The following is a 20182-nucleotide window of genomic DNA, read 5'->3' on the forward strand; positions in this document are numbered from 1 at the left end:
GTCACTCCGAGGTGTGCGCAGGCCGCAACGCGCCCTGCGAGAAAAAGCGCCGGTGTTCGATCACCGGCATGCGCGCCCGGATGGACGCCTGTTGTTCGCTGTCGCGCTCGGCAAGCAGTACCGCTTCGCCTTGCGCCTGTTGTGCAACGACCCGCCCCCACGGGTCCACGATCGCTGCATGGCCGTAAGTGTGGCGCTCGCCAGGGTGCGTACCGCCCTGCGCCGCCGCCAGTACATAGCACTGGGTTTCGATGGCACGGGCACGCACCAGCACGTCCCAATGCGCCGCTCCCGTCACAGCGGTGAAGGCGGCAGGTGCTGTAATCAGTTCGGCACCCGCCGCCCGCAATTCGCTGTACAGCTCGGGGAAGCGCAGGTCGTAGCACACGCTCAACCCCACACGCCCCGCCGGTGTATCTGCCACCACCACCTGGGCGCCGTGGGCATAGTCATCAGACTCGCGGTAGCGGCCACGGTTATCGGCCACATCCACGTCGAACAGGTGCAGCTTGTCGTAACGTGCCACCTGCTCGCCGTGCTCATCGATGAGCAGCGAGCAGGCATGCGCCTTGGCATCCGGTTGACCTGCAGGCGGCAATGGCAATGTACCTGCCACTACCCATAACTTGAGGTCGCGGGCGACGCGTTTCAACCATGGCAATATCGGCCCCTGCCCCAGCGCTTCGGCGCGACCAATGGCGGCGGCGTCCTTGCGGCCCATGGCGGCGAAGTTTTCCGGCAGCACGGCCAAGCGCGCGCCGCCTGCTGCTGCCTGCTCCAGCAAGGCACTGGCACGCGCCAGGTTTTCCAGTACGCCGTCCTGGCTGACCATCTGGATGACCGCAGCCTTCATGGGCACTCCTAGCGGGACTTCTCGAAAGGTTTCACAAAGGTGATTCTAGGCTCTTTCCACGGGCCTTCTACCCGGTAGTGCACACTGGCGATGCGTGAGACGCGGTCACCAATCAGCCGATCGACCAGGAACAGTGCGCCCCCCACTGCCGGGGCACCCACGATCAGCGCCGCCAGTGGCAGGTTGTTGGTGACCGGGAGGCTGACCTGCAGGTTGGCCGCGACCGTGTCGCGCACCATGTCCAGCGTGCCATCGAGTTCGAAATCGCTCGAAGGCCCGGTGACCGAGATCGGCGTGCGCGTCACGTATACGCCGTTGCTCGCCACCAGCAAGCCTTTGAGCCGGTCGTAGGCCAGGCCCTTGTCGAACAGGTCAGAGAAGTCCAGGCGCAGGCGCCGCCCAATCGAGTTGAAGTTGAGCAGGCCGAACACCCGCAATGCCTGGGCACCACCGTCCACTTCGACGAATTGGCCGGACCGCAGTGCTGCGTCCAGGCTCCCCGAGAAGCGCTTGAGGCTGATCGCAGCCGGCGACCCCGGCCAACGGCCGTCCACATCCAGGCGGAAATCGCGGCTGCTCACGGTCGGGGCAAAGCCCCAGGCAGTGAGTACATCGGCCAGGTTCTTGCCCTGCAACCGCCCCTTGTACCAGCTACTGGCACTGCCCACACCTCCCTCCCAGCCGCCGCCGCCATTGATGCGCAGGCCCTTGAGGTCCAGGTCCAGGTCGCTGGCAGCAACGCCGCGCGTGGTTGGCCGCAGCTTGATGGCGGCGCTGCCGTACAGTTCATCCCCGCGGTACAGCTTGTCGATGCGCAGGTCCAGCGGTGGCACTTTGCGCGGGTCGAAAGACGCCAGCGGGTCGGCACCCTCTTCGGCCTGTGCCTGCCCGGCATCGCTGGCCGGCAGGCGAAGCGTTTGCAGGTGCACCGTCATGGGCGCGCCCTTGGCGTCAGGCAGGCGGGCGTCCCCAATCACTTCGCGGCTGTCCAGGCGCAGCGCCCAGGCCGGGCCACTGCGGGCCAGGCGCACCACGGCCTGGTTCAGCTGCGTGCCAAACGCCTTGAGCTGGCCAATGGTCAGGTCCACGCTCTGCAGAAGTTGCTTGGCACTGCCACCAGGGTCGCTGCCACCCAGCTTTTCGGCTTGCGCCTGCCAGGGCGCCAGGTCGAGGGCCTCCAGCCGGCCCCGTACCCGCAGCCCCTGGCCTGCAGGAGGCTGAGCCCGCCCCGGGCCAAGCAGCAATTCACCGCCGCCTTGGGTCAGCTTGTCGGCTGGCGCAGTGTAGGCCAGCTGGGCAAGGTCGGTGTAGGCGGCATCGATCCGTCGCTGCGGGCCCTGTAGTGTCATGCTGAAGCGGCTGGCGCGGCTATCACCTGCGGCTTTACCGAAAGGCGCAGGCAGGTCGATTGCCAGCCCTTTGAGGGTGGAATTGACGGTGAGCAGGTTTTCCCGGCTGCCCAGGCTCAACTGCAGGTCATATGGCAAGTCGCCGGATGCCGGTAGAGCCTGATCGAACTGCAGCCATCGGGTCAACGCATTGAGCGGCACCTGGCCGTTAGCACTGATGCGCGTCTGCATCTCCCCCGGCTGGCCTTCTGCGGCAATTTGCGCCGTCACCGGCTTGCCGAAGGCCTGCAAGGTGATGCCCTTGCCGCTCAGGCCCTTGTCGTAGTCGAAGCTGAAATCACCCTTGAGCCGGCTCAGTTCCAACGTGGGCGGCGCAACCTTCAGCCGGGCATCGCGCGTGGCGAAGTCCACCTGCACTTTTGGCTGCTGCCCATGCGCCAGGGGGATGTCGAGCTTGACCTTGCCCTTGAGCGGGCCCTCGCCGTCCCAGCCGGCAAAGATGTCGCTGGTGCCGATGGGAGCTTCCTTGAGGATGCTGAGGCCGTCGGCCAGGCGACCATCGAAGCTGCCGTCCAGATACAGGTGGCTGTCCCGGCCCTCTGCAACGTGGGGGATATCGACCTTGACGTCTCTGACCTTGGTATTGAGCAACAGGCCCTGCCGCGCCCGGATACGCACCCCGCTGTCTTCGATGAACACGTCACCGGCCACCTGCTGCACCTGTGGCCAGCCAGGCTGGAAGTCCAGGGCAGCGTCATGCACCTTGAAGAACAGGCTGATGCTGCGCGCCTCAGGCACGGCACCGTGGTTGAGCGACCCCTGGTACTGGAAGTAGCCTTCGTCCACTGCCCCCTTGACGATGGCGCTGCGCAGCCACTGGTCAAGGGCCGGGCTCAGCACCTCGGGCAAGTATTTGGCAGTGTAGCGGCCGTCGCCGTCGGTCAGGCCGACACGCAGGTCCATGTAATCCTCGCGGCCTTTTTCGAACCACAGGCGGATGAGGAAATCACCGGCAATCTTGCCCTCGTCGCCCACTACCTTGAGGTATGGGGCAACCAGGGTGAACCCTTGCTTGTCGAGGGCCCAGGTGAGGCGCGCGTTGGCCTTCTGGTAGTGCCAGGGCTTGGCGAAGATAGGGTACAGGTGCAGCATGAACGCGTCGGTGTCCAGGCGCAGCTCGCCGTGGCCCAGGTCGCCACTGATGCTGCCGCTGACGTTTCCGGCGGCAGGCGCGTTGTGGTAGGCGTTGAAGCCGACCTTTTCCAGGTTGGCTTCGAACTGCAGGCGCTGATCACCTTCAGCCTTGGGTTTGGCCTGCATGCGCACATTGCGCAGCGCACCGGTCACCTGCAACCCATCAACCACGGCCATCGCCTGTGAGGGCAGCGGCGCCAGCGCATGGATCAGCGGGGTCAGGGGCGTGAGGTCGAGGCGGTCTGCCTGCAGATGCCAGGTTTCATCGGCGGGCGCTTGGCCTGCACGTTGCTGCAGTTGCAGGTGCGACTCCCAGCGTTGCTTGGCAAGGTCCATGGCCAGCGAATCGACCACCACATCAAAACCGTCGCCCTGGCGCTGGAACCAGGCATTGAAGGCGAGGTTGTTCACTTTCGCCGGCTTGCGGCCCTCGAGCGCGCCTTGCAATTGCGGCGCGTTGAGCCGCACTGTCGCCTGTTGCAACTGGCGGTCGCGCCAGTCTACCCAGAACTCACCACCGGCCTGCAACGTGTCGGCGTGCCATTGGCCCAGCAGGCGGGGCGGTAACCAGCGCGCCCAGTCGCTTTGCGGCAGGCTCAGGTAGGTTTGCACCTGGGCATCGCGCCAGGCGTCGGCGGAGGCGCGGCTGCGCAGGTTGAGTGCCAGGGGCTGCCCATCAGGCAGGGTGGCGCGCAGTTCCAGCACCTGGCGAGCGCTGCCGGCACGCAAACCTGCACTCATATAAGTGAGGGTCAACGGGTCGCGCTGCCAGGCCTGCAAGGTCACCTGGCTATCGAAAATATCGAGGCGCCCGAGCTGGCCAAGGCGCTGCAACAGTTTTGCCGGGTCCAGTGGCGCGTCGTCCTGCTTGGGCAGGCCCTCAAGTTGCCAGCCGCCCTGCTCGTCTTCACGGGCAATCAGTTGCAGGCCGCTGAGCTGAATGCGTGACAGCCTGACTTCACGGGCCAGCAGGCTGCCCCAGATGTCCGGCACTACCCGCACATCGTCCAGGCGCAGGGCCGATGCGCCCTCGCCCAATTGCAGGTCGCGTACTTTGAACACCGGGGCCAGCCGGCTCCAATGGCCCTCCAGGGCGCCGATGTGCACGGGTACACCGAGCGCCTCGGCCGCTTTGCGCTCCACGTCGGCGCGGTACTCGGCCACCAGGGGTACCAGTTCGCGCCCCAGGCTGGCGTAAAGCGCCAGCAATACCACCAGCAGGGCGCAAACGCCCAGCCCCCAGCGGGTCAGGACGACAAGAACGCGGCTTACACGCGCCATGGCCAAGGCCCTCCAGGTCGTCTATGCAGCATGGCCCGTGGAATGGGTTTTGCCAGGCCACGGCGGGCGTCAGGCGGCCTCAGAGCAGCACCACGTCATACTGCTCCTGCGAATACATCGACTCGACCTGAAAGCGAATGGTTCGACCGATGAAGGCCTCCAGTTCAGCGACGTTGCCGGATTCCTCATCCAGCAGACGGTCCACTACCTTCTGGTTGGCCAGCACGCGGTAGCCCTCGGCCTGGTAGGCGCGAGCCTCGCGCAGAATCTCACGGAAGATTTCGTAACAGATGGTTTCAGGGGTTTTCAACTTGCCGCGGCCCTGGCACGCCTGGCACGGCTCACACAGCACCTGCTCCAGGCTCTCGCGGGTCCGCTTGCGGGTCATCTGCACCAGCCCCAGTTCGGTGATGCCGATGATGTTGGTCTTGGCGTGGTCACGCTCCAGCTGTTTTTCCAGGGTGCGCAGCACCTGGCGCTGGTGCTCTTCATCTTCCATGTCGATGAAGTCGATGATGATGATGCCACCGATGTTGCGCAGGCGCAGTTGCCGGGCGATGGCGGTAGCGGCTTCCAGGTTGGTCTTGAAGATGGTTTCTTCGAGGTTGCGGTGGCCGACAAAGGCACCGGTGTTCACGTCAATGGTGGTCATGGCTTCGGCCGGGTCGACCACCAGGTAGCCACCAGACTTCAACGGCACCTTGCGCTCCAGGGCACGCTGGATTTCGTCCTCCACGCCATACAGGTCGAAAATTGGCCGCTCGCCCGGGTAGTGTTCGAGGCGGTCGGCGATCTCCGGCATCAGCTCTTCGACGAACTGCGTGGTTTTCTGGAAGGTTTCCCGGGAGTCGATGCGGATCTTCTCGATCTTGGGGTTTACCAGGTCACGCAGGGTGCGCAGGGCCAACCCCAGGTCTTCGTAAATGACCATGGGGGCACCGCAGCTTTTGATCTGCGCGCCGATTTGCTCCCACAGCCTGCGCAGGTAGCGGATGTCCTGCAGGATTTCCTCGGCCCGGGCACCTTCTGCAGCGGTGCGCAGGATGAAACCACCGGCGTCCTTGATATTTTCGCTGTCCATGCAGTCACTGACCACACGCTTGAGGCGCTCGCGCTCGGCTTCGTCCTCGATCTTCAGGGAAATGCCCACATGGCTGCTGCGCGGCATGTACACCAGGTAGCGCGAGGGGATCGACAGCTGGGTGGTCAGGCGCGCGCCCTTGGTGCCGATCGGGTCCTTGGTGACCTGAACCACCAGGGCCTGGCCTTCATGGACAAGGGCCGTGATGTTTTCCACCGCAGAGCCTTCGCGCTGGGAAATTTCCGATGCGTGAATGAACGCCGCCCGCTCCAGCCCGATATCGACAAAGGCCGCCTGCATGCCCGGCAATACCCGTACCACCTTGCCCTTGTAGATGTTGCCGACGATGCCACGGCGCTGGGTGCGCTCGACGTGCACCTCCTGCAGTACCCCGTTTTCCACCACCGCCACGCGTGACTCCATCGGGGTGATGTTGATCAGGATCTCTTCACTCATGGCACGCTCTCGTCAAGGATGTTCGGTAATGATGGATCGCAGTGGGGTGGCTGGCTAGCGCGGCGCTGATACGCCGTGTTGCTGCCAGCACGCGATGGAAAACGCATCCAGCAGGCGCGCAGTTTCGAACAGGGGCAGGCCGACCACGGTCGAGTAACTGCCCATCAGTTCCCTGACGAAGACTGCGCCCAGGCCCTGGATGGCGTAGCCGCCGGCTTTGTCATGGGGCTCACCGGTGGCCCAGTAGCGCTGCGCTTCTTCTGGGCTGATGGCACGGAAATAGACATGAGTACCTACGCACACGTCCAGGCAGCGAGCGCCGTCGGTCACGGCCACGGCGGTGATCACCTGATGATGGTCATCTGACAGCTGCGCGAGCATGGCCAACCCGTGTTCGCGGTCACGGGGCTTGCCAAGGATCTGGCCGCCAATCGACACCACGGTATCGGCACCCAGCACCACACCGGGGCCGTCGAGCCCGGCCAAGCCGGCAGCAGCCTTCGCACGGGCAAGGCGCAGGGCGTACTCGGAGACGCCTTCATCCGGCAGCGGGGTTTCGTCGACAGAGGCACTGACAACGGAAAAGTCGACACCGATCTGAGCCAACAGTTCGCGCCGACGGGGTGAGCCAGAAGCCAGGTAAAGCGGGGTCATCGGACATCTCCCTGTCAGTGGCACCGTGGCCGTCAATTGATGTGCAGGCGTCGGCGTGCGTCGCGCAAGGCAAAGCTTATCCATGGCCAGAGCAGAGCACTGATCACGGCCGACCAGACCAGTGCCAGGGTCGGCAGGCGGTTACCGGTGAGCGCGCTGAGCCACAGCTGAACCAGCTGGGCAATACCGAACACCACCAGGATGACCAGGCTCTGCTGCCACATGGGGAACATGCGCAAGCGCTGTTGCAGCGACAGCACGAGGAAGGTGATCAGGGTGAGAATAAGCGCGTTTTGCCCAAGCAGGGTGCCGTAGAGCACATCTTCGGCCAGGCCGAGCACGAATGCCGTGGTCATGCCGACCTTGTGCGGCACGGCGAGGGTCCAGAACGACACCAGCAAGGCCAGCCACATGGGGCGGAACACTTCCATGAACTGAGGCATGGGCGACACGCTGAGCAGCAGGCCGATGGCGAAGGTCAGCCAGATGAACCAGCCGTTGTTGCGGCGCGACGCTGCCATCACGGCCTCCTGGGTTGAGCGGTTGCCGCCGGCGCCGCAGCCGGTGTGGCAGGTTGCGCTGCGGGTGTGGCGGGCGTGGTCGCTGCCGGCGCAGCCTGCTCGGGTGCGGCTGTGCCCTGCCCGGCTGCCGGCGCACCCTTGCGGTCGGCCTCTTCCTGAGCGATGGCAGCATCGGTGGCGCGCTCTTCAGGGGTGCGGCGATCACTGAACACCAGCAACATGTAGCGGCTGCGGTTCAGCGCGGCAGTGGGGATGGCGCGCACGATGGCAAACGGCTGGCCGGAGTCGTGGATCACTTCGTTGACCGTGGCAACGGGGTAGCCTGCCGGGAAACGCTGGCCCATGCCGGAGCTGACCAGCAAATCCCCTTCCTTGATGTCTGCCGTGTCGGCCACGTGACGCAGCTCCAGGCGCTCGGGGTTGCCGGTACCGCTGGCAATGGCGCGCAGGCCGTTACGGTTGACCTGTACCGGAATGCTGTGGGTGGTGTCAGTGAGCAGCAGCACCCGTGAGGTGTAGGGCATCAACTCGACCACCTGGCCCATCAGGCCACGCGCATCGAGCACCGGCTGGCCCAGGAACACACCGTCACGCTCACCCTTGTTGATCAGGATACGGTGGGTGAACGGGTTGGGGTCGACACCGATCAGTTCGGCCACCTCGACCTTTTCGTTAACCAGTGCCGATGAGTTGAGCAACTCGCGCAGGCGCACGTTCTGCTCGGTGAGGGCTGCCAGCTTCTGCAGGCGCCCCTGCAGCAGCAGGGCTTCGGTCTTGAGTTTCTCGTTTTCGGCAATCAGCTCGTTGCGGCTGCCGAACTGCCCCGCCACCCCTTGCCAGGCACGCTGTGGCAGGTCGGTGATCCAGTAGGATTCCATGAGCACCAGGCCCATCTGGCTGCGCACAGGTTTAAGCAGGTCGAAGCGCGCGTCGACAACCATCAACGCGACCGACATCACTACCAGAACAAGCAGGCGCACGCCCAGCGAAGGGCCCTTGGAGAAAAGCGGTTTAATGGGCCGTTCCTCGTGGACGACTCAGGAGGTCATTGGACATGGGACAACGCACCAGCCTGGTTGCGGGTTGACGGATAAGGCGCCCGGGCGGGCGCCAGCCCAGCACATACAGGTAGCACTGTGCGCACTACCTGTAAACCGGGGCTCGTGAACAGCGAGGGGATCACTCGCTGGAGAGCAGGTCCATCGCGTGCTTGTCCATCATTTCCAGGGCGCGACCGCCGCCACGGGCAACACAGGTCAGCGGATCTTCGGCAACGATCACCGGCAGGCCGGTTTCCTGGGCCAGCAGCTTGTCCAGATCGCGCAACAGCGCACCACCACCGGTCAGCACCAGGCCACGTTCGGCAATGTCCGAGGCCAGCTCTGGCGGAGACTGCTCCAGGGCGCTCTTGACCGCCTGAACGATGGTGGCCAGCGATTCCTGAAGGGCTTCGAGCACCTCGTTGGAATTGAGGGTGAACGCGCGTGGTACGCCTTCGGCCAGGTTGCGGCCGCGCACATCGACTTCACGCACTTCGCCACCTGGGTAGGCAGTGCCGATTTCCTGTTTGATGCGCTCGGCGGTGGATTCACCGATCAGGCTGCCGTAGTTGCGGCGTACGTAAGTGACAATGGCTTCATCGAAACGGTCGCCGCCCACGCGGACAGATTCTGCGTAGACCACACCGTTCAGGGAGATGAGCGCGATTTCGGTGGTGCCACCACCGATATCCACCACCATCGAACCGCGGGCTTCTTCAACCGGCAGGCCAGCACCGATGGCAGCGGCCATGGGCTCTTCGATCAGGAACACTTCACGGGCACCTGCACCCAGGGCCGATTCGCGGATGGCGCGGCGTTCAACCTGGGTGGACTTGCACGGTACGCAGATCAGCACACGGGGGCTGGGCTGCAGAAAGCTGTTCTCGTGAACCTTGTTGATAAAATATTGCAACATTTTTTCGCAAACGCTGAAGTCGGCGATAACGCCGTCCTTCATCGGACGAATGGCAGCAATGTTGCCAGGCGTACGGCCCAGCATGCGCTTGGCTTCGGTACCGACGGCGACGACGCTTTTCTGATTGCCATGGGTACGGATGGCAACAACCGAGGGCTCATTCAGGACGATACCGCGCTCACGCACGTAAATAAGGGTGTTGGCAGTACCCAGGTCGATGGACAGATCGCTGGAAAACATGCCACGCAGTTTCTTGAACATGGGAAAGTGACCCTGGGGAAAGCGTGGGTAAAAAAGTGCGGCAAACTCTAACAATGGCAGGGATTTTGGGCAAGGAGCCAATATGTTAAATTGGCTGTTTTTCCGAGCATGCCAGCCGATGATCGCGGCCGTTGGACCGCCAAAAAGCTGACATGTTCCTCACCGCGGACACTAATTCCGTTCTTTGTTTCCCTTGGAGATCACCATGGCGCTTGAACGCTGCGACGTGGAAAAGATCGCCCATCTGGCCCGACTGGGGCTGAATGATGGCGAACTGCCACGCATTACCGACGCCCTGAACAGCATCCTCGGGCTGGTCGACCAGATGCAAGCGGTCGATACCACTGGCATCGAGCCCCTGGCTCACCCCCTGGAGGCCAGCCAGCGGCTGCGTCCCGACCAGGTCACCGAGCACAACCAGCGCGAGGCCTACCAGGCCATCGCACCGAAGACCGAAAGCGGTCTGTACCTGGTTCCCAAAGTCATCGAGTAAGGGATAGCGCCTGCCATGCATCAATTGACCCTGGCCGAGATCGCCCGCGGGCTCGCCGACAAGTCGTTTTCTTCCGAAGAGCTGACCAGCGCCCTGCTGGCCCGCATCAAGCAGATCGACCCGCAACTCAACAGCTTCATCAGCGTCACCGACGACCTGGCCATCAGCCAGGCACGTGCCGCCGACGCCCGCCGCGCTGCCGGTGACACCGGCGTGCTGCTGGGTGCGCCCATTGCCCACAAGGACCTGTTCTGTACCCTGGGCGTGCGCACCAGCTGCGCGTCGAAGATGCTCGACAATTTCAAGGCGCCTTACGACGCCACCGTGGTAGCCAAGCTGGCCGAAGCCGGCATGGTCACCCTGGGCAAAACCAACATGGACGAGTTCGCCATGGGTTCGGCCAACGAATCCAGCCACTATGGCGCGGTGAAAAACCCCTGGAACCTCGACCACGTGCCAGGCGGTTCTTCTGGCGGTTCGGCCGCTGCCGTAGCGGCCCGCCTGCTGCCGGTGACCACCGGCACCGACACCGGCGGCTCGATCCGCCAGCCTGCCGCGCTGACCAACCTCACCGGCCTCAAACCGACCTACGGTCGCGTTTCGCGCTGGGGCATGATCGCCTACGCCTCCAGCCTCGACCAGGGCGGCCCGCTGGCCCGTACCGCCGAGGACTGCGCCCTGCTGCTGCAAGGCATGGCCGGTTTCGATGCCAAAGACTCCACCAGCATCGATGAACCGGTGCCGGACTACAGCGCCAACCTCAATGCGCCCCTGCAGGGCCTGCGCATCGGCCTGCCCAAGGAGTACTTCGGCGCGGGCCTCGACCCGCGTATCGCCGACCTGGTCCAGGCCAGCGTCAAGGAACTGGAACAGCTTGGCGCGGTGGTGAAGGAAATCAGCCTGCCGAACATGCAGCATGCCGTCCCGGCTTACTACGTGATCGCGCCGGCCGAAGCGTCTTCGAACCTGTCGCGTTTCGACGGCGTGCGCTTCGGCCACCGCTGCGACGCCCCGAAAGACCTCACCGACCTGTACAAGCGCTCCCGTGGCGAAGGGTTCGGCGCCGAAGTGCAGCGCCGCATCATGGTCGGCACCTATGCCCTGTCGGCCGGCTACTACGATGCCTATTACGTCAAGGCGCAGCAGATCCGCCGCCTGATCAAGAACGACTTCATGGCCGCCTTCAACGATGTCGACCTGATCCTCGGCCCAACCACGCCGAACCCGGCCTGGAAGCTGGGCGCCAAGAGCAGCGACCCGGTCGCCGCCTACCTTGAGGACGTCTACACCATCACCGCCAACCTCGCCGGGCTGCCTGGCCTGTCGATGCCGGCCGGCTTCGTCGATGGCTTGCCGGTCGGTGTACAGCTGCTGGCACCGTACTTCCAGGAAGGCCGCCTGCTCAATGTCGCGCACCGCTACCAGCAGGTGACCGACTGGCACACCCGCGCCCCTAACGGCTTCTGAGGAATTCACACATGCAATGGGAAGTTGTGATCGGGCTGGAAATCCACACTCAGCTCGCCACCCAGTCGAAGATCTTTTCCGGCAGCGCCACGACGTTTGGCTCGGAACCGAACACCCAGGCCAGCCTGGTCGACCTGGGCATGCCCGGCGTACTGCCGGTACTCAACCAGGAAGCCGTGCGCATGGCGTGCATGTTCGGCCTGGCCATCGATGCTGAAATCGGCAAGCGCAACGTGTTTGCCCGCAAGAACTACTTTTACCCCGACCTGCCCAAGGGCTACCAGATCAGCCAGATGGACCTGCCAATCGTCGGCAAGGGTCACCTGGACATCGCCCTTGAAGACGGCACCCTCAAGCGCATCGGGGTCACCCGTGCGCACCTGGAGGAAGACGCCGGCAAGAGCCTGCACGAAGACTTCAGCGGCTCCACCGGCATCGACTTGAACCGCGCCGGCACACCCTTGCTGGAGATCGTTTCCGAGCCAGACATGCGCAGCGCCAAGGAGGCCGTGGCGTACGTCAAGGCCATCCACGCCCTGGTGCGCTACCTGGGCATCTGTGACGGCAACATGGCCGAAGGCTCGCTGCGCTGCGACTGCAACGTGTCGATCCGCCCCAAGGGCCAGACCGAGTTCGGCACCCGCTGCGAGATCAAGAACGTCAACTCGTTCCGCTTCATCGAGCGCGCGATCAACAGCGAGATCCAGCGCCAGATCGACCTGATCGAAGACGGCGGCAAGGTGGTGCAGGAAACCCGCCTGTACGACCCGAACAAAGACGAAACCCGCTCCATGCGCAGCAAGGAGGAAGCCAACGACTACCGTTACTTCCCCGACCCAGACCTGCTGCCAGTGGTGATCGAAGACAGCTTCCTGGCAACCGTGCGTGCCGGCCTGCCGGAACTGCCGCCGCAGAAAGTCGAGCGCTTCCAGAGCCAGTACGGCCTGTCGGCCTATGACGCCAACGTGCTGGCCTCCAGCCGTGAGCAGGCCGACTACTTCGAGGAAGTGGTCAAGATCGGTGGCGATGCGAAGCTTGCGGCCAACTGGGTCATGGTCGAGCTGGGCAGCCTGCTGAACAAGCTGGGTATTGAAATCGACCAGGCCCCGGTCAGCGCTGCGCACCTGGGTGGCATGCTGCTGCGCATCCGCGACAACACCATCAGCGGCAAGATCGCCAAGACGGTATTCGAAGCCATGGCTGCCGGCGAAGGAGATGCCGACAGCATCATCGAAAGCCGCGGCCTGAAACAGGTCACCGACAGCGGTGCCATCGAACAGATGCTCGACGAGGTGCTGGCGGCCAACGCCGAACAGGTCGAGCAGTACCGGGCAGCCGATGAGGCCAAGCGCGGCAAGATGTTCGGCTTCTTCGTTGGCCAGGCGATGAAAGCATCCAAAGGCAAGGCCAACCCCGGGCAGGTGAACCAACTGCTCAAGGCCAAGCTCGAAGGCTGACTGTTTTACCCATGTAGACCTGCGAGGGCCTGGCCCTCGTTCGCGGCCTGACCCGCGCTCACAGCGGCCCCATTCAATGGGCTGTGGGCGCGGTTTACCCGCGATGTGGCCACACTGGAGCGCCCCACTTGCTGAAACGATCCCTGGGCACCTTCGCCCTCTTCGCCCTTCTGGCAGGCTGCGCCAGCCATGACATCGACCCACGCGGTTATGACAAGACCGGCACCGCCTCGTATTACGGCTCACGCCACCACGGCAAACGCACAGCCAGCGGCGAGCCCTTCAACCAGCACGGCCTGACCGCCGCCCACCGCTCCTTGCCATTCGGCAGCCGCGTACTGGTGACCAACCTGGCCAACCAGCGCAGCGTGGTGGTGCGCATCAACGACCGCGGCCCACATGCCCGCAATCGCCTGATCGACCTGTCACGCGCCGCCGCAGAAAAAATCGGCATGCTGCGTAGCGGAACAGCGCGCGTGCGGGTACAAGGGCTTAGTGACTGACGCGACTGGAGCCCTATCATCTTCGACCTGGCCACCCTTCCCACCTTCAGCCTTCTGCAGTTGGGCATCGCCCTGCTGCTGCTGGTCGGCGGCGCCGAATTACTGGTGCGTGCGTCGCTGCGCCTGGCGCAAAGGCTGCATGTTCGCCCGCTGATCATCGGCCTGAGCCTGGTGGCCTTCGGCAGCACGGCACCCCAGCTCACCGTCAGCCTGCAGGCCGCCTACCAGGGCGCGCCGGACGTTGCCGTAGGCAGCGTGATCGGCAGCAACATCTTCAACGTACTGGCCATCCTCGGCCTGGCCGCGCTGATTATTCCGCTGCGGGTATCGCGCCAGCTGGTGCGCCTGGACATCCCTCTGATGATCGTGGCAAGCCTGCTGGTCTACGGCTTGGCCGCCAACGGCTACCTGGGGAGGCTGGAGGGGGCCTTGCTGCTGCTTGGGCTAGTGGGTTACCTGGCGATGCTGTGGCACCAGTCCCGCCATTACGCCCGCACGTACCCGGCCCCGCGCACGGCCACCTCCAGCGCCGGCCGTTTCTGGGCGGGCACGGCCCTGCAGGTGCTGACCGGCCTGGGCCTGTTGACCCTTGCCGGCCACCTGTTGCTGGACGCCGTGGTGGAAGTGGCCACCGACCTTGGGCTGTCGGAACGAGTGATCGGCCTGACCGTGGTGGCCATCTGCACCTCTTTGCCCGAACTGGCGGCGGCGCTGATCGCCGCCCTGCGCGGCGAGCGCGAAATTGCCGTGGGCACGGTAATCGGCAGCAACCTGTTCAACCTGCTCGGCGTGCTGGGGCTCACAGCCCTGGTCACCCCCGAGCCACTGTCGATATCGCCCAACGCACTGGATTTCGATCTGCCTGTGATGCTTGGCGTGGCGGTGCTGAGCCTGCCCGTGTTCTATTCGGGCTACCGCATCACCCGCGCAGAAGGGCTTGTGTTTCTGTGCCTGTACCTGGCGTATGGACTGCACGTTGCAGCATTCACCATGGGCATGCCACTGGCTGGCCGCCTGGAACGCCTGATGCTGCTCTATGTACTGCCAGTGCTTGCACTGGTGCTGCTGTACACCACCGTGCGAGCCTGGCGCCGCCAGCATTAGCGGCAGGCGACGCCCTTTTCGCGGGTAAAGCCCTGTAGATGCGGGTTTACCCGCGATGAGGCCAGCCCTGCCTAGCTAGCCTGGCGAGCCTTTTTCAGCCTGAACGCCACCCACAACGCAGCAATCCAGGCCGGGATCAGCATCACCGAAATGCGAATCGGCGGGGTCAGGTACATCACCACCAAGATCAACACGATGAACGCCAGGCACAGGTAATTGCTCAGCGGGTGCCACAGGCTCTTGTAGAACGGCGTCACCCCTGCTGCGAGCTTGGCCTTGCGGAACTTCAGGTGGGTAATGCTGATGCTCGCCCAGTTGATCACCAGCGCCGACACCGCCAGGGCCATCAGCAAACCAAAGGCTTCACCCGGCATCAGGTAGTTGATCACCACACACAGGCCCGTAGCCAGTGCCGACACGCCCAGGGCTGTAAGCGGTACGCCACTGCGGCTGACCTTGAGCAACTGGCGCGGCGCATCACCCTGGCTGGCCAGGCCGAACAGCATGCGGCTGTTGGCATACACGCAGCTGTTGTAGACCGACAGGGCTGCCGTGAGCACCACGACGTTGAGGATGGTGGCCACCACATCGCTGTTGGCATTGTGGAAGATCATCACGAAGGGGCTACCGCCCTGCACCACCTTCTGCCACGGGTACAGCGACAGCAACACGGCCAGCGCGCCGATGTAGAAGATCAGGATGCGATACACCACCTGGTTGGTGGCCTTGGGGATGCTCTGGCGCGGGTTGTCGGCTTCTGCTGCGGTGATGCCCACCAGCTCCAGGCCACCGAACGAGAACATGATCACAGCCAGGGCCATGACCAGCCCGGTGACGCCATTGGGGAAGAACCCGCCGTACTGCCACAGGTTGGCGACACTGGCATCCGGGCCGCCCGTGCCGCTGGCCAACAGCCAGGCGCCAAAGCCGATCATGCTGAGGATGGCCACGACCTTGATCAGGGCGAACCAGAACTCCATTTCGCCATACACCTTCACCTGGGTGAGGTTGATCAGGTTGATCACCACGAAGAAGATCGCCGCTGTCGCCCAGGTGGGGAAGTCTGGCCACCAGTACTGCACGTAAATGCCCACAGCGGTCAGCTCTGCCATGCCCACCAGCACGTAGACCACCCAGTAGTTCCAGCCTGAAACAAACCCTGCGAACTCGCTCCAGTAGCGGTGGGCAAAATGGCTGAAGCTGCCGGCTACCGGCTCCTCCACCACCATTTCACCCAGCTGGCGCATGATCAGGAAGGCCATCAGGCCGGCGATGGCATAGCCCAGCAGCACGGAGGGGCCGGCCAGCTGGATGGTCTGGGCGATGCCCAGGAACAACCCGGTGCCAATGGCGCCGCCCAGTGCGATCAGCTGGATATGGCGGTTCTTCAGCCCGCGCTGTAACTGCTCGGGCCTGTTCTGGTCTTGCATGAAGTGTCCTTTCGCTGGTGGGGCAGTGTTATTGCTTTGGTTGTCGGCCAAGGATCTAGATCCATCCGCCCCACTGCAAGATGAAAATACCAATATTGGTGGTAATTGCCGCCATTAGCGTAGTAATCACGATGATAGAGGCTGCCAGTTCATGGTTGCCATTGGCCGCCCTGGCCATCACGTAGCTGGCCGCAGCGGTGGGGCTGCCGATGTACAGGAACAGGATGCCCAACTCGGCGCCACGAAAACCGCACAGCCACGCACCCAGGGTGCCGGCCAGCGGCAGCCAGACCATTTTCACCAGGCTGGCATCCATGGCCAGCCGGCCGCTGTCGCGCAGCGCCGTTAGCGACAGGGTGCCGCCAATGCAGATAAGCGCCAACGGCAGGGTCATCTGGGCCAGGTAGTCACCCGAGGTGAGCAACCAGTTGGGCAGCGGTACCTGGCCGTAGGCCATGGGGGTAGCCACCAGCACGCTGATGATCAGCGGGTTCCTGAAGATGCTCTTGCAGATGCTCCACGGATCGGACTTGAGGTCTGGGCTGTAGACCGCCAGCACCACCGCCGACAGCGAGTTGTACATGAGGATGACCAGCCCGGCGAGCACTGCCCCCAGAGAAATGCCGTAGTCCCCATACAGGCTTGCTGCCAGGGCCAGGCCGATGACGCCGTTATTGCCGCGAAACGCACCCTGGGTGTAGATACCACGGTCTGCCACCGGGCTGCGCCATACTGCCATGCCCCAGGCGATGGCAAACCCGACCAGGGTGGCAATCACGAAGTAGAGCATCACGCCTGGTTTTACTGCGGCGGCCAGGTCGGCGTGGTAGATGCCCAGAAACAGCAACGCGGGCATGCAGACGTTGAACACCAGCTGTGAGGCAACACGGTTGAAGTTGTCGTCGATAAGGTTGATGCGCCGCAGCAGCACGCCCATGAACAGCATGGCAAAGACAGGCGCCGTAATGTTCAGCGTCTGGACGAGAAGGGCAAGCATGCGCGCACCATCCGGGTGGGGGTTACCGTTAGGCGGCTAATGATACACCGGTCGGCGCGTGCATGGCGCGCGCCAACTAGGGGCAGCGACTCAGCGGCGGACGGGGCGCTTCTGCAGCTTGCGTTGCAGGGTACGGCGGTGCATGCCCAGGGCGCGTGCGGTGGCCGAGATATTGCCCTCGTGCTCATTGAGCACGCGCTGGATGTGCTCCCACTGCAAACGGTCGACCGACATGGGATTTTCCGGCACCAGGGTGTCCAGGTCGGTGTGCTCCGACAGCAGCGCCGCCAGTACATCGTCAGCATCGGCCGGCTTGCAGAGGTAATTGCAGGCACCGCGCTTCACGGCTTCCACCGCTGTGGCGATGCTGGAATAACCGGTCAGGATCACCACACGCATCTCCGGGTCCAGGGCCAGCAGCTTGGGCAGCAACACCAGCCCTGAGTCGCCTTCCATTTTCAGGTCCAGGGTGGCGTAGTCCGGCAGGTCCTGCTGGGCCAGCACCAGGCCCTCTTCGGCAGAGCTTGCGGTGCTCACCCGGAAGCCGCGGCGGCTCATGGCCCGGGCCATCACCCGGGTGAAGGTGGCGTCGTCATCCACCAGCAACAGGTGGGGCAGCTCTTCGCTTTCGACCTGGTTTTCTTCGCTCATCTTTCTTCTCCTCGCGTGCCGTGGGGCAGGCGCAATTCGGTCAGGGTGCCACCTTGATCATGACTATAGAGTTTCACCGAACCACCCGCACGGGTCACGCTGGCCTTGCTCAGGAACAGGCCCAGGCCAAAACCCTTGCCCTTGGTGGTGATGAAAGGTTTGCCAATGGCTTCGGCAATGGCCGGTGGCACACCCGGGCCATGGTCGCGGATGCTGATGACGATGTCCTGGGCGTCCCAGTCCAGGCGCACTTCCAGATCATCGGGGCAGGCATCGGCAGCATTGTTCAGCAGGTTCAGCAACGCCTGGGTCAGGTCTGGCGGTGGGGTCAGGCGCGGCACCTGGCCATCGCGCAGACGCTGGAAGCGGTAGCTGGCTTCGGGCCGCATCAGGTGCCAGCGGTTCAGCGCCTCGTCCAGCCAGGCGGTCACGTCCTGCTCAACCAGCGCCAGGCGCCGATTGGCTTCAGCAGCGCGCACCAGGTGCTGCAGGGTCTGCTTGCACAGCTTTACCTGGTCTTGAAGGATCTGCAGGTCTTCCTGCAGCAGCGGGTCGTGGTGGTCCTGGCGCATTTCGTTCAGCAGCACACTCATGGTCGCCAGCGGCGTGCCCAACTCGTGGGCGGCGCCGGCAGCCTGGGTGGCCACCGCCAGCAATTGCTCGTCGCGCAGGCTTTCTTCGCGCCGCTCGGAACGCAGTTGCTCCTGGCGCCGCAGCTCTTCGGCCATGCGTGCGGCAAAGAAGGTGATCACCGCAGCGGCCAGGGCAATGCTCAGCCACATGCCGTACACCTGCATCTTGTCCCGCGCCAGGGGCAGGCCTTCCAGCGGGTAGAACTGCACCAGCAGCAGGCTGTAGGCGGTCAGCGCGATGCCGGACAGTATCAGCGAGTACAGCCAGGGCAGCGTCACCGCCGCGATCGCCAGGGGCACCAGGTAATAGGACACGAACGGGTTGGTGGAACCGCCCGAGTAATACAGCAGCGCACTGTGGATCAGCAGGTCGCAGGCCAGTTGCAGGGCGTATTCCAGTTCGGTGACCGGGAGCGACAGGCGCAGGCGCAGGGCCGTGAACGCGCACAGCAACGAGGACAAGGCCAAGGTGCCAGCCAACGACAGCCAGGGCAGCGGCAGCAGTTCGGTCCAGTAGGCCACGCCCACGGAACCCGCCTGGGCGGCCAGGACCAGAACCCGGATGACAGTCAGGCGCCAGAGGTTCTGGCGGGTAGCGGACAGCGGTTGTACGGCGGCGAGCATGAGCTCTCCTGATGAGTGCTCCAGAAAATCGGCTGGAGTATACCGAAGCCGGGCGCCTCGCTGCAGCAATGCGGCAAAGCGCCACACTTTGTCACAGGTTGCCGATGGCACCGCTGAACCCACTACACTGTTTTCCGGTCTGACTGCCATGCGTGGAATGGATGGCCACACCCCACGCCTTTCTCTGCCAAGGAGCACCTTATGCAAATTCAACGTCGCGGCGCCGCCCTTCTGCTGTCCTGTGGTCTGCTCGCCAGCCTGCCGGCCCTGGCCGCCGATGAGCCGCGCTTCAACCAGGTCTCGCTGCGCGCCGAAGTCAGCAAGGAAGTGGCGCGCGACCTGATGGTCGTGACCCTGTACAGCGAAGCGCAGAACACCGACCCAGGCAAGCTTGCCAAGCAGATCACCGAAACCATGAACAAGGCCGTGCAGCAGTCGCGCCAGGTCAAGGACGTCAAGATCAGCCAGGGCAGCCGTAACAGCTACCCCGTTTACGACACCAAGGGCCAGAAGATCACCGGCTGGCGCGAGCGCGCCGAACTGCGCCTGGAAAGCGCTGACTTCCCCGCCCTGTCCCAATTGACCGCCGACCTGCTGCAGGACCTGAAAATGGGCGGCATGGACTTCTCCATCGCCCCGGCTACCCGCAAAGCCAGCGAGGACGCCCTGCTCAAGGATGCGGTGGATGCCTTCAAGGCACGTGCGCAACTGGCCACCGAAGCCCTGGGCGGTACCGGTTACAAAGTGGTCAACCTGAACCTCAACAGCAGCGGCTATCCACGCCCGTACCTGCGCAGCGCACCGATGGCGATGAAAGCCATGGCGGCTGACGAAGCAGCACCCGCGCCAGACATCGAGGCCGGCACCAGCGAAGTCAGCATGAACGCCGATGGCCTGATCGAGGTGCAAATGCCCTGAAGGCAGCGCGCTGTAAACAGGGGCCCGGTCGTGAATGCGATCGGGCTTTTGCGTGTCTGGGTGCACATATCAGCCCTGTCCTACACATATTTGAGATGTGTCCTACATCATTCCCTGCGCAGAAATAATCCGAAAAACGCCATCATTTTGCCAACGCAAACGTTTAACTTCGCCTAAAGTTACATGAATGCGACATCCATGTACGGCCGTACTACCTTTCTGGTGCCATCTATCCTTGTGCCTGTTGCATTGGCAATCAGCCGTGCATGAGTATCCGCAGGTCGGCTCACGAGGCCACCT

The 20182-nt window shown here is 63.8% G+C and carries 17 protein-coding genes; 6 read left to right on the top strand and 11 right to left on the bottom strand.

The features are described 5' to 3' along the window. Position 1 precedes the first annotated feature (1 nt). The 7 genes from IAE38_RS00700 to mreB form a co-directional block, all read right to left on the bottom strand. Positions 2-853, bottom strand: a complete 852-nt coding sequence (locus tag IAE38_RS00700; RefSeq protein WP_201161936.1) for a carbon-nitrogen hydrolase family protein — start codon at positions 851-853, stop codon at positions 2-4. An 8-nt stretch (positions 854-861) separates the two neighbouring features. Beyond that, a complete protein-coding gene (locus IAE38_RS00705) occupies positions 862-4677 on the bottom strand; it encodes a YhdP family protein (protein ID WP_201215299.1) in 3816 nt (1271 codons plus the stop codon). A gap of 79 nt (positions 4678-4756) precedes the next feature. Next, the gene (gene rng / locus IAE38_RS00710) at positions 4757-6214 is read right to left on the bottom strand and encodes a ribonuclease G (protein WP_028631544.1); all 1458 of its coding nucleotides are present in this window, start codon (positions 6212-6214) and stop codon (positions 4757-4759) included. Positions 6215-6268: 54 nt separating this feature from the next. Then, complete coding sequence (locus IAE38_RS00715; RefSeq protein WP_201161932.1) at positions 6269-6868, bottom strand: Maf family protein; 600 nt, start codon at positions 6866-6868, stop codon at positions 6269-6271. Between the two features lie 32 nt (positions 6869-6900). After that, positions 6901-7389, bottom strand: coding sequence for a rod shape-determining protein MreD (mreD, locus tag IAE38_RS00720; RefSeq protein WP_060501773.1), 489 nt, complete (start codon positions 7387-7389; stop codon positions 6901-6903). Next, the gene (mreC, locus tag IAE38_RS00725; RefSeq protein WP_236403232.1) at positions 7389-8345 is read right to left on the bottom strand and encodes a rod shape-determining protein MreC; all 957 of its coding nucleotides are present in this window, start codon (positions 8343-8345) and stop codon (positions 7389-7391) included. Before mreC ends, mreD begins: the two co-directional genes overlap by 1 nt. A 223-nt stretch (positions 8346-8568) precedes the next feature. Continuing rightward, positions 8569-9606, bottom strand: a complete 1038-nt coding sequence (gene mreB, locus IAE38_RS00730) for a rod shape-determining protein MreB (RefSeq protein ID WP_003255163.1) — start codon at positions 9604-9606, stop codon at positions 8569-8571. A gap of 205 nt (positions 9607-9811) precedes the next feature. Here mreB and gatC point away from each other — a divergent pair, with 205 nt between their 5' ends. From gatC to IAE38_RS00755, 5 genes are all read left to right on the top strand, one after another. Continuing rightward, positions 9812-10099, top strand: coding sequence for an Asp-tRNA(Asn)/Glu-tRNA(Gln) amidotransferase subunit GatC (gatC, locus tag IAE38_RS00735; protein WP_028631548.1), 288 nt, complete (start codon positions 9812-9814; stop codon positions 10097-10099). Positions 10100-10114: 15 nt separating this feature from the next. After that, a complete protein-coding gene (gene gatA / locus IAE38_RS00740) occupies positions 10115-11566 on the top strand; it encodes an Asp-tRNA(Asn)/Glu-tRNA(Gln) amidotransferase subunit GatA (protein ID WP_201161930.1) in 1452 nt (483 codons plus the stop codon). A gap of 11 nt (positions 11567-11577) precedes the next feature. After that, complete coding sequence (gatB, locus tag IAE38_RS00745) at positions 11578-13023, top strand: Asp-tRNA(Asn)/Glu-tRNA(Gln) amidotransferase subunit GatB (RefSeq protein ID WP_028631550.1); 1446 nt, start codon at positions 11578-11580, stop codon at positions 13021-13023. A 128-nt stretch (positions 13024-13151) separates the two neighbouring features. After that, the gene (locus IAE38_RS00750; protein ID WP_028631551.1) at positions 13152-13526 is read left to right on the top strand and encodes a septal ring lytic transglycosylase RlpA family protein; all 375 of its coding nucleotides are present in this window, start codon (positions 13152-13154) and stop codon (positions 13524-13526) included. Positions 13527-13586: 60 nt separating this feature from the next. Next, positions 13587-14630, top strand: coding sequence for a calcium/sodium antiporter (locus IAE38_RS00755; protein WP_201215301.1), 1044 nt, complete (start codon positions 13587-13589; stop codon positions 14628-14630). A gap of 71 nt (positions 14631-14701) precedes the next feature. Here the strand turns inward: IAE38_RS00755 and IAE38_RS00760 are convergent, their stop codons facing one another. The 4 genes from IAE38_RS00760 to IAE38_RS00775 all read right to left on the bottom strand — a co-directional run bounded on the left by IAE38_RS00760 (position 14702) and on the right by IAE38_RS00775 (position 18964). Next, the gene (locus IAE38_RS00760) at positions 14702-16060 is read right to left on the bottom strand and encodes an amino acid permease (protein ID WP_201215303.1); all 1359 of its coding nucleotides are present in this window, start codon (positions 16058-16060) and stop codon (positions 14702-14704) included. Between the two features lie 55 nt (positions 16061-16115). Beyond that, entirely contained in the window at positions 16116-17057 is a 942-nt protein-coding gene (locus IAE38_RS00765) for an AEC family transporter (RefSeq protein ID WP_201161927.1), read from the bottom strand. A 90-nt stretch (positions 17058-17147) separates the two neighbouring features. Beyond that, positions 17148-17708: a response regulator transcription factor gene (locus IAE38_RS00770; RefSeq protein WP_028631555.1), complete on the bottom strand. Its 561-nt coding sequence runs from the start codon at positions 17706-17708 to the stop codon at positions 17148-17150. Continuing rightward, the gene (locus tag IAE38_RS00775; protein WP_028631556.1) at positions 17705-18964 is read right to left on the bottom strand and encodes an ATP-binding protein; all 1260 of its coding nucleotides are present in this window, start codon (positions 18962-18964) and stop codon (positions 17705-17707) included. Before IAE38_RS00775 ends, IAE38_RS00770 begins: the two co-directional genes overlap by 4 nt. A 201-nt stretch (positions 18965-19165) precedes the next feature. On the opposite strand from IAE38_RS00775, the gene IAE38_RS00780 reads away from it, so the two are divergent. Then, on the top strand, positions 19166-19882 hold the full coding sequence (locus tag IAE38_RS00780; protein ID WP_201161926.1) for an SIMPL domain-containing protein: 717 nt from the start codon (positions 19166-19168) through the stop codon (positions 19880-19882). Positions 19883-20182: the final 300 nt, after the last annotated feature.

The organism is Pseudomonas sp. S32, assembly GCF_016648095.1.
GTDB classification, from domain to species: domain Bacteria; phylum Pseudomonadota; class Gammaproteobacteria; order Pseudomonadales; family Pseudomonadaceae; genus Aquipseudomonas; species Aquipseudomonas parafulva.

Excerpts from the sequence above, each read along its gene's own strand:
- IAE38_RS00700 (WP_201161936.1), bottom strand. The coding sequence starts at position 853 with ATGAAGGCTGCGGTCATCCAGATGGTCAGCCAGGACGGCGTACTGGAA.
- IAE38_RS00705 (WP_201215299.1), bottom strand. The coding sequence starts at position 4,677 with ATGGCGCGTGTAAGCCGCGTTCTTGTCGTCCTGACCCGCTGGGGGCTG.
- rng (WP_028631544.1), bottom strand. The coding sequence starts at position 6,214 with ATGAGTGAAGAGATCCTGATCAACATCACCCCGATGGAGTCACGCGTG.
- IAE38_RS00715 (WP_201161932.1), bottom strand. The coding sequence starts at position 6,868 with ATGACCCCGCTTTACCTGGCTTCTGGCTCACCCCGTCGGCGCGAACTG.
- mreD (WP_060501773.1), bottom strand. The coding sequence starts at position 7,389 with ATGGCAGCGTCGCGCCGCAACAACGGCTGGTTCATCTGGCTGACCTTC.
- mreC (WP_236403232.1), bottom strand. The coding sequence starts at position 8,345 with ATGTCGGTCGCGTTGATGGTTGTCGACGCGCGCTTCGACCTGCTTAAA.
- mreB (WP_003255163.1), bottom strand. The coding sequence starts at position 9,606 with ATGTTCAAGAAACTGCGTGGCATGTTTTCCAGCGATCTGTCCATCGAC.
- gatC (WP_028631548.1), top strand. The coding sequence starts at position 9,812 with ATGGCGCTTGAACGCTGCGACGTGGAAAAGATCGCCCATCTGGCCCGA.
- gatA (WP_201161930.1), top strand. The coding sequence starts at position 10,115 with ATGCATCAATTGACCCTGGCCGAGATCGCCCGCGGGCTCGCCGACAAG.
- gatB (WP_028631550.1), top strand. The coding sequence starts at position 11,578 with ATGCAATGGGAAGTTGTGATCGGGCTGGAAATCCACACTCAGCTCGCC.
- IAE38_RS00760 (WP_201215303.1), bottom strand. The coding sequence starts at position 16,060 with ATGCAAGACCAGAACAGGCCCGAGCAGTTACAGCGCGGGCTGAAGAAC.
- IAE38_RS00765 (WP_201161927.1), bottom strand. The coding sequence starts at position 17,057 with ATGCTTGCCCTTCTCGTCCAGACGCTGAACATTACGGCGCCTGTCTTT.
- IAE38_RS00770 (WP_028631555.1), bottom strand. The coding sequence starts at position 17,708 with ATGAGCGAAGAAAACCAGGTCGAAAGCGAAGAGCTGCCCCACCTGTTG.
- IAE38_RS00775 (WP_028631556.1), bottom strand. The coding sequence starts at position 18,964 with ATGCTCGCCGCCGTACAACCGCTGTCCGCTACCCGCCAGAACCTCTGG.
- IAE38_RS00780 (WP_201161926.1), top strand. The coding sequence starts at position 19,166 with ATGCAAATTCAACGTCGCGGCGCCGCCCTTCTGCTGTCCTGTGGTCTG.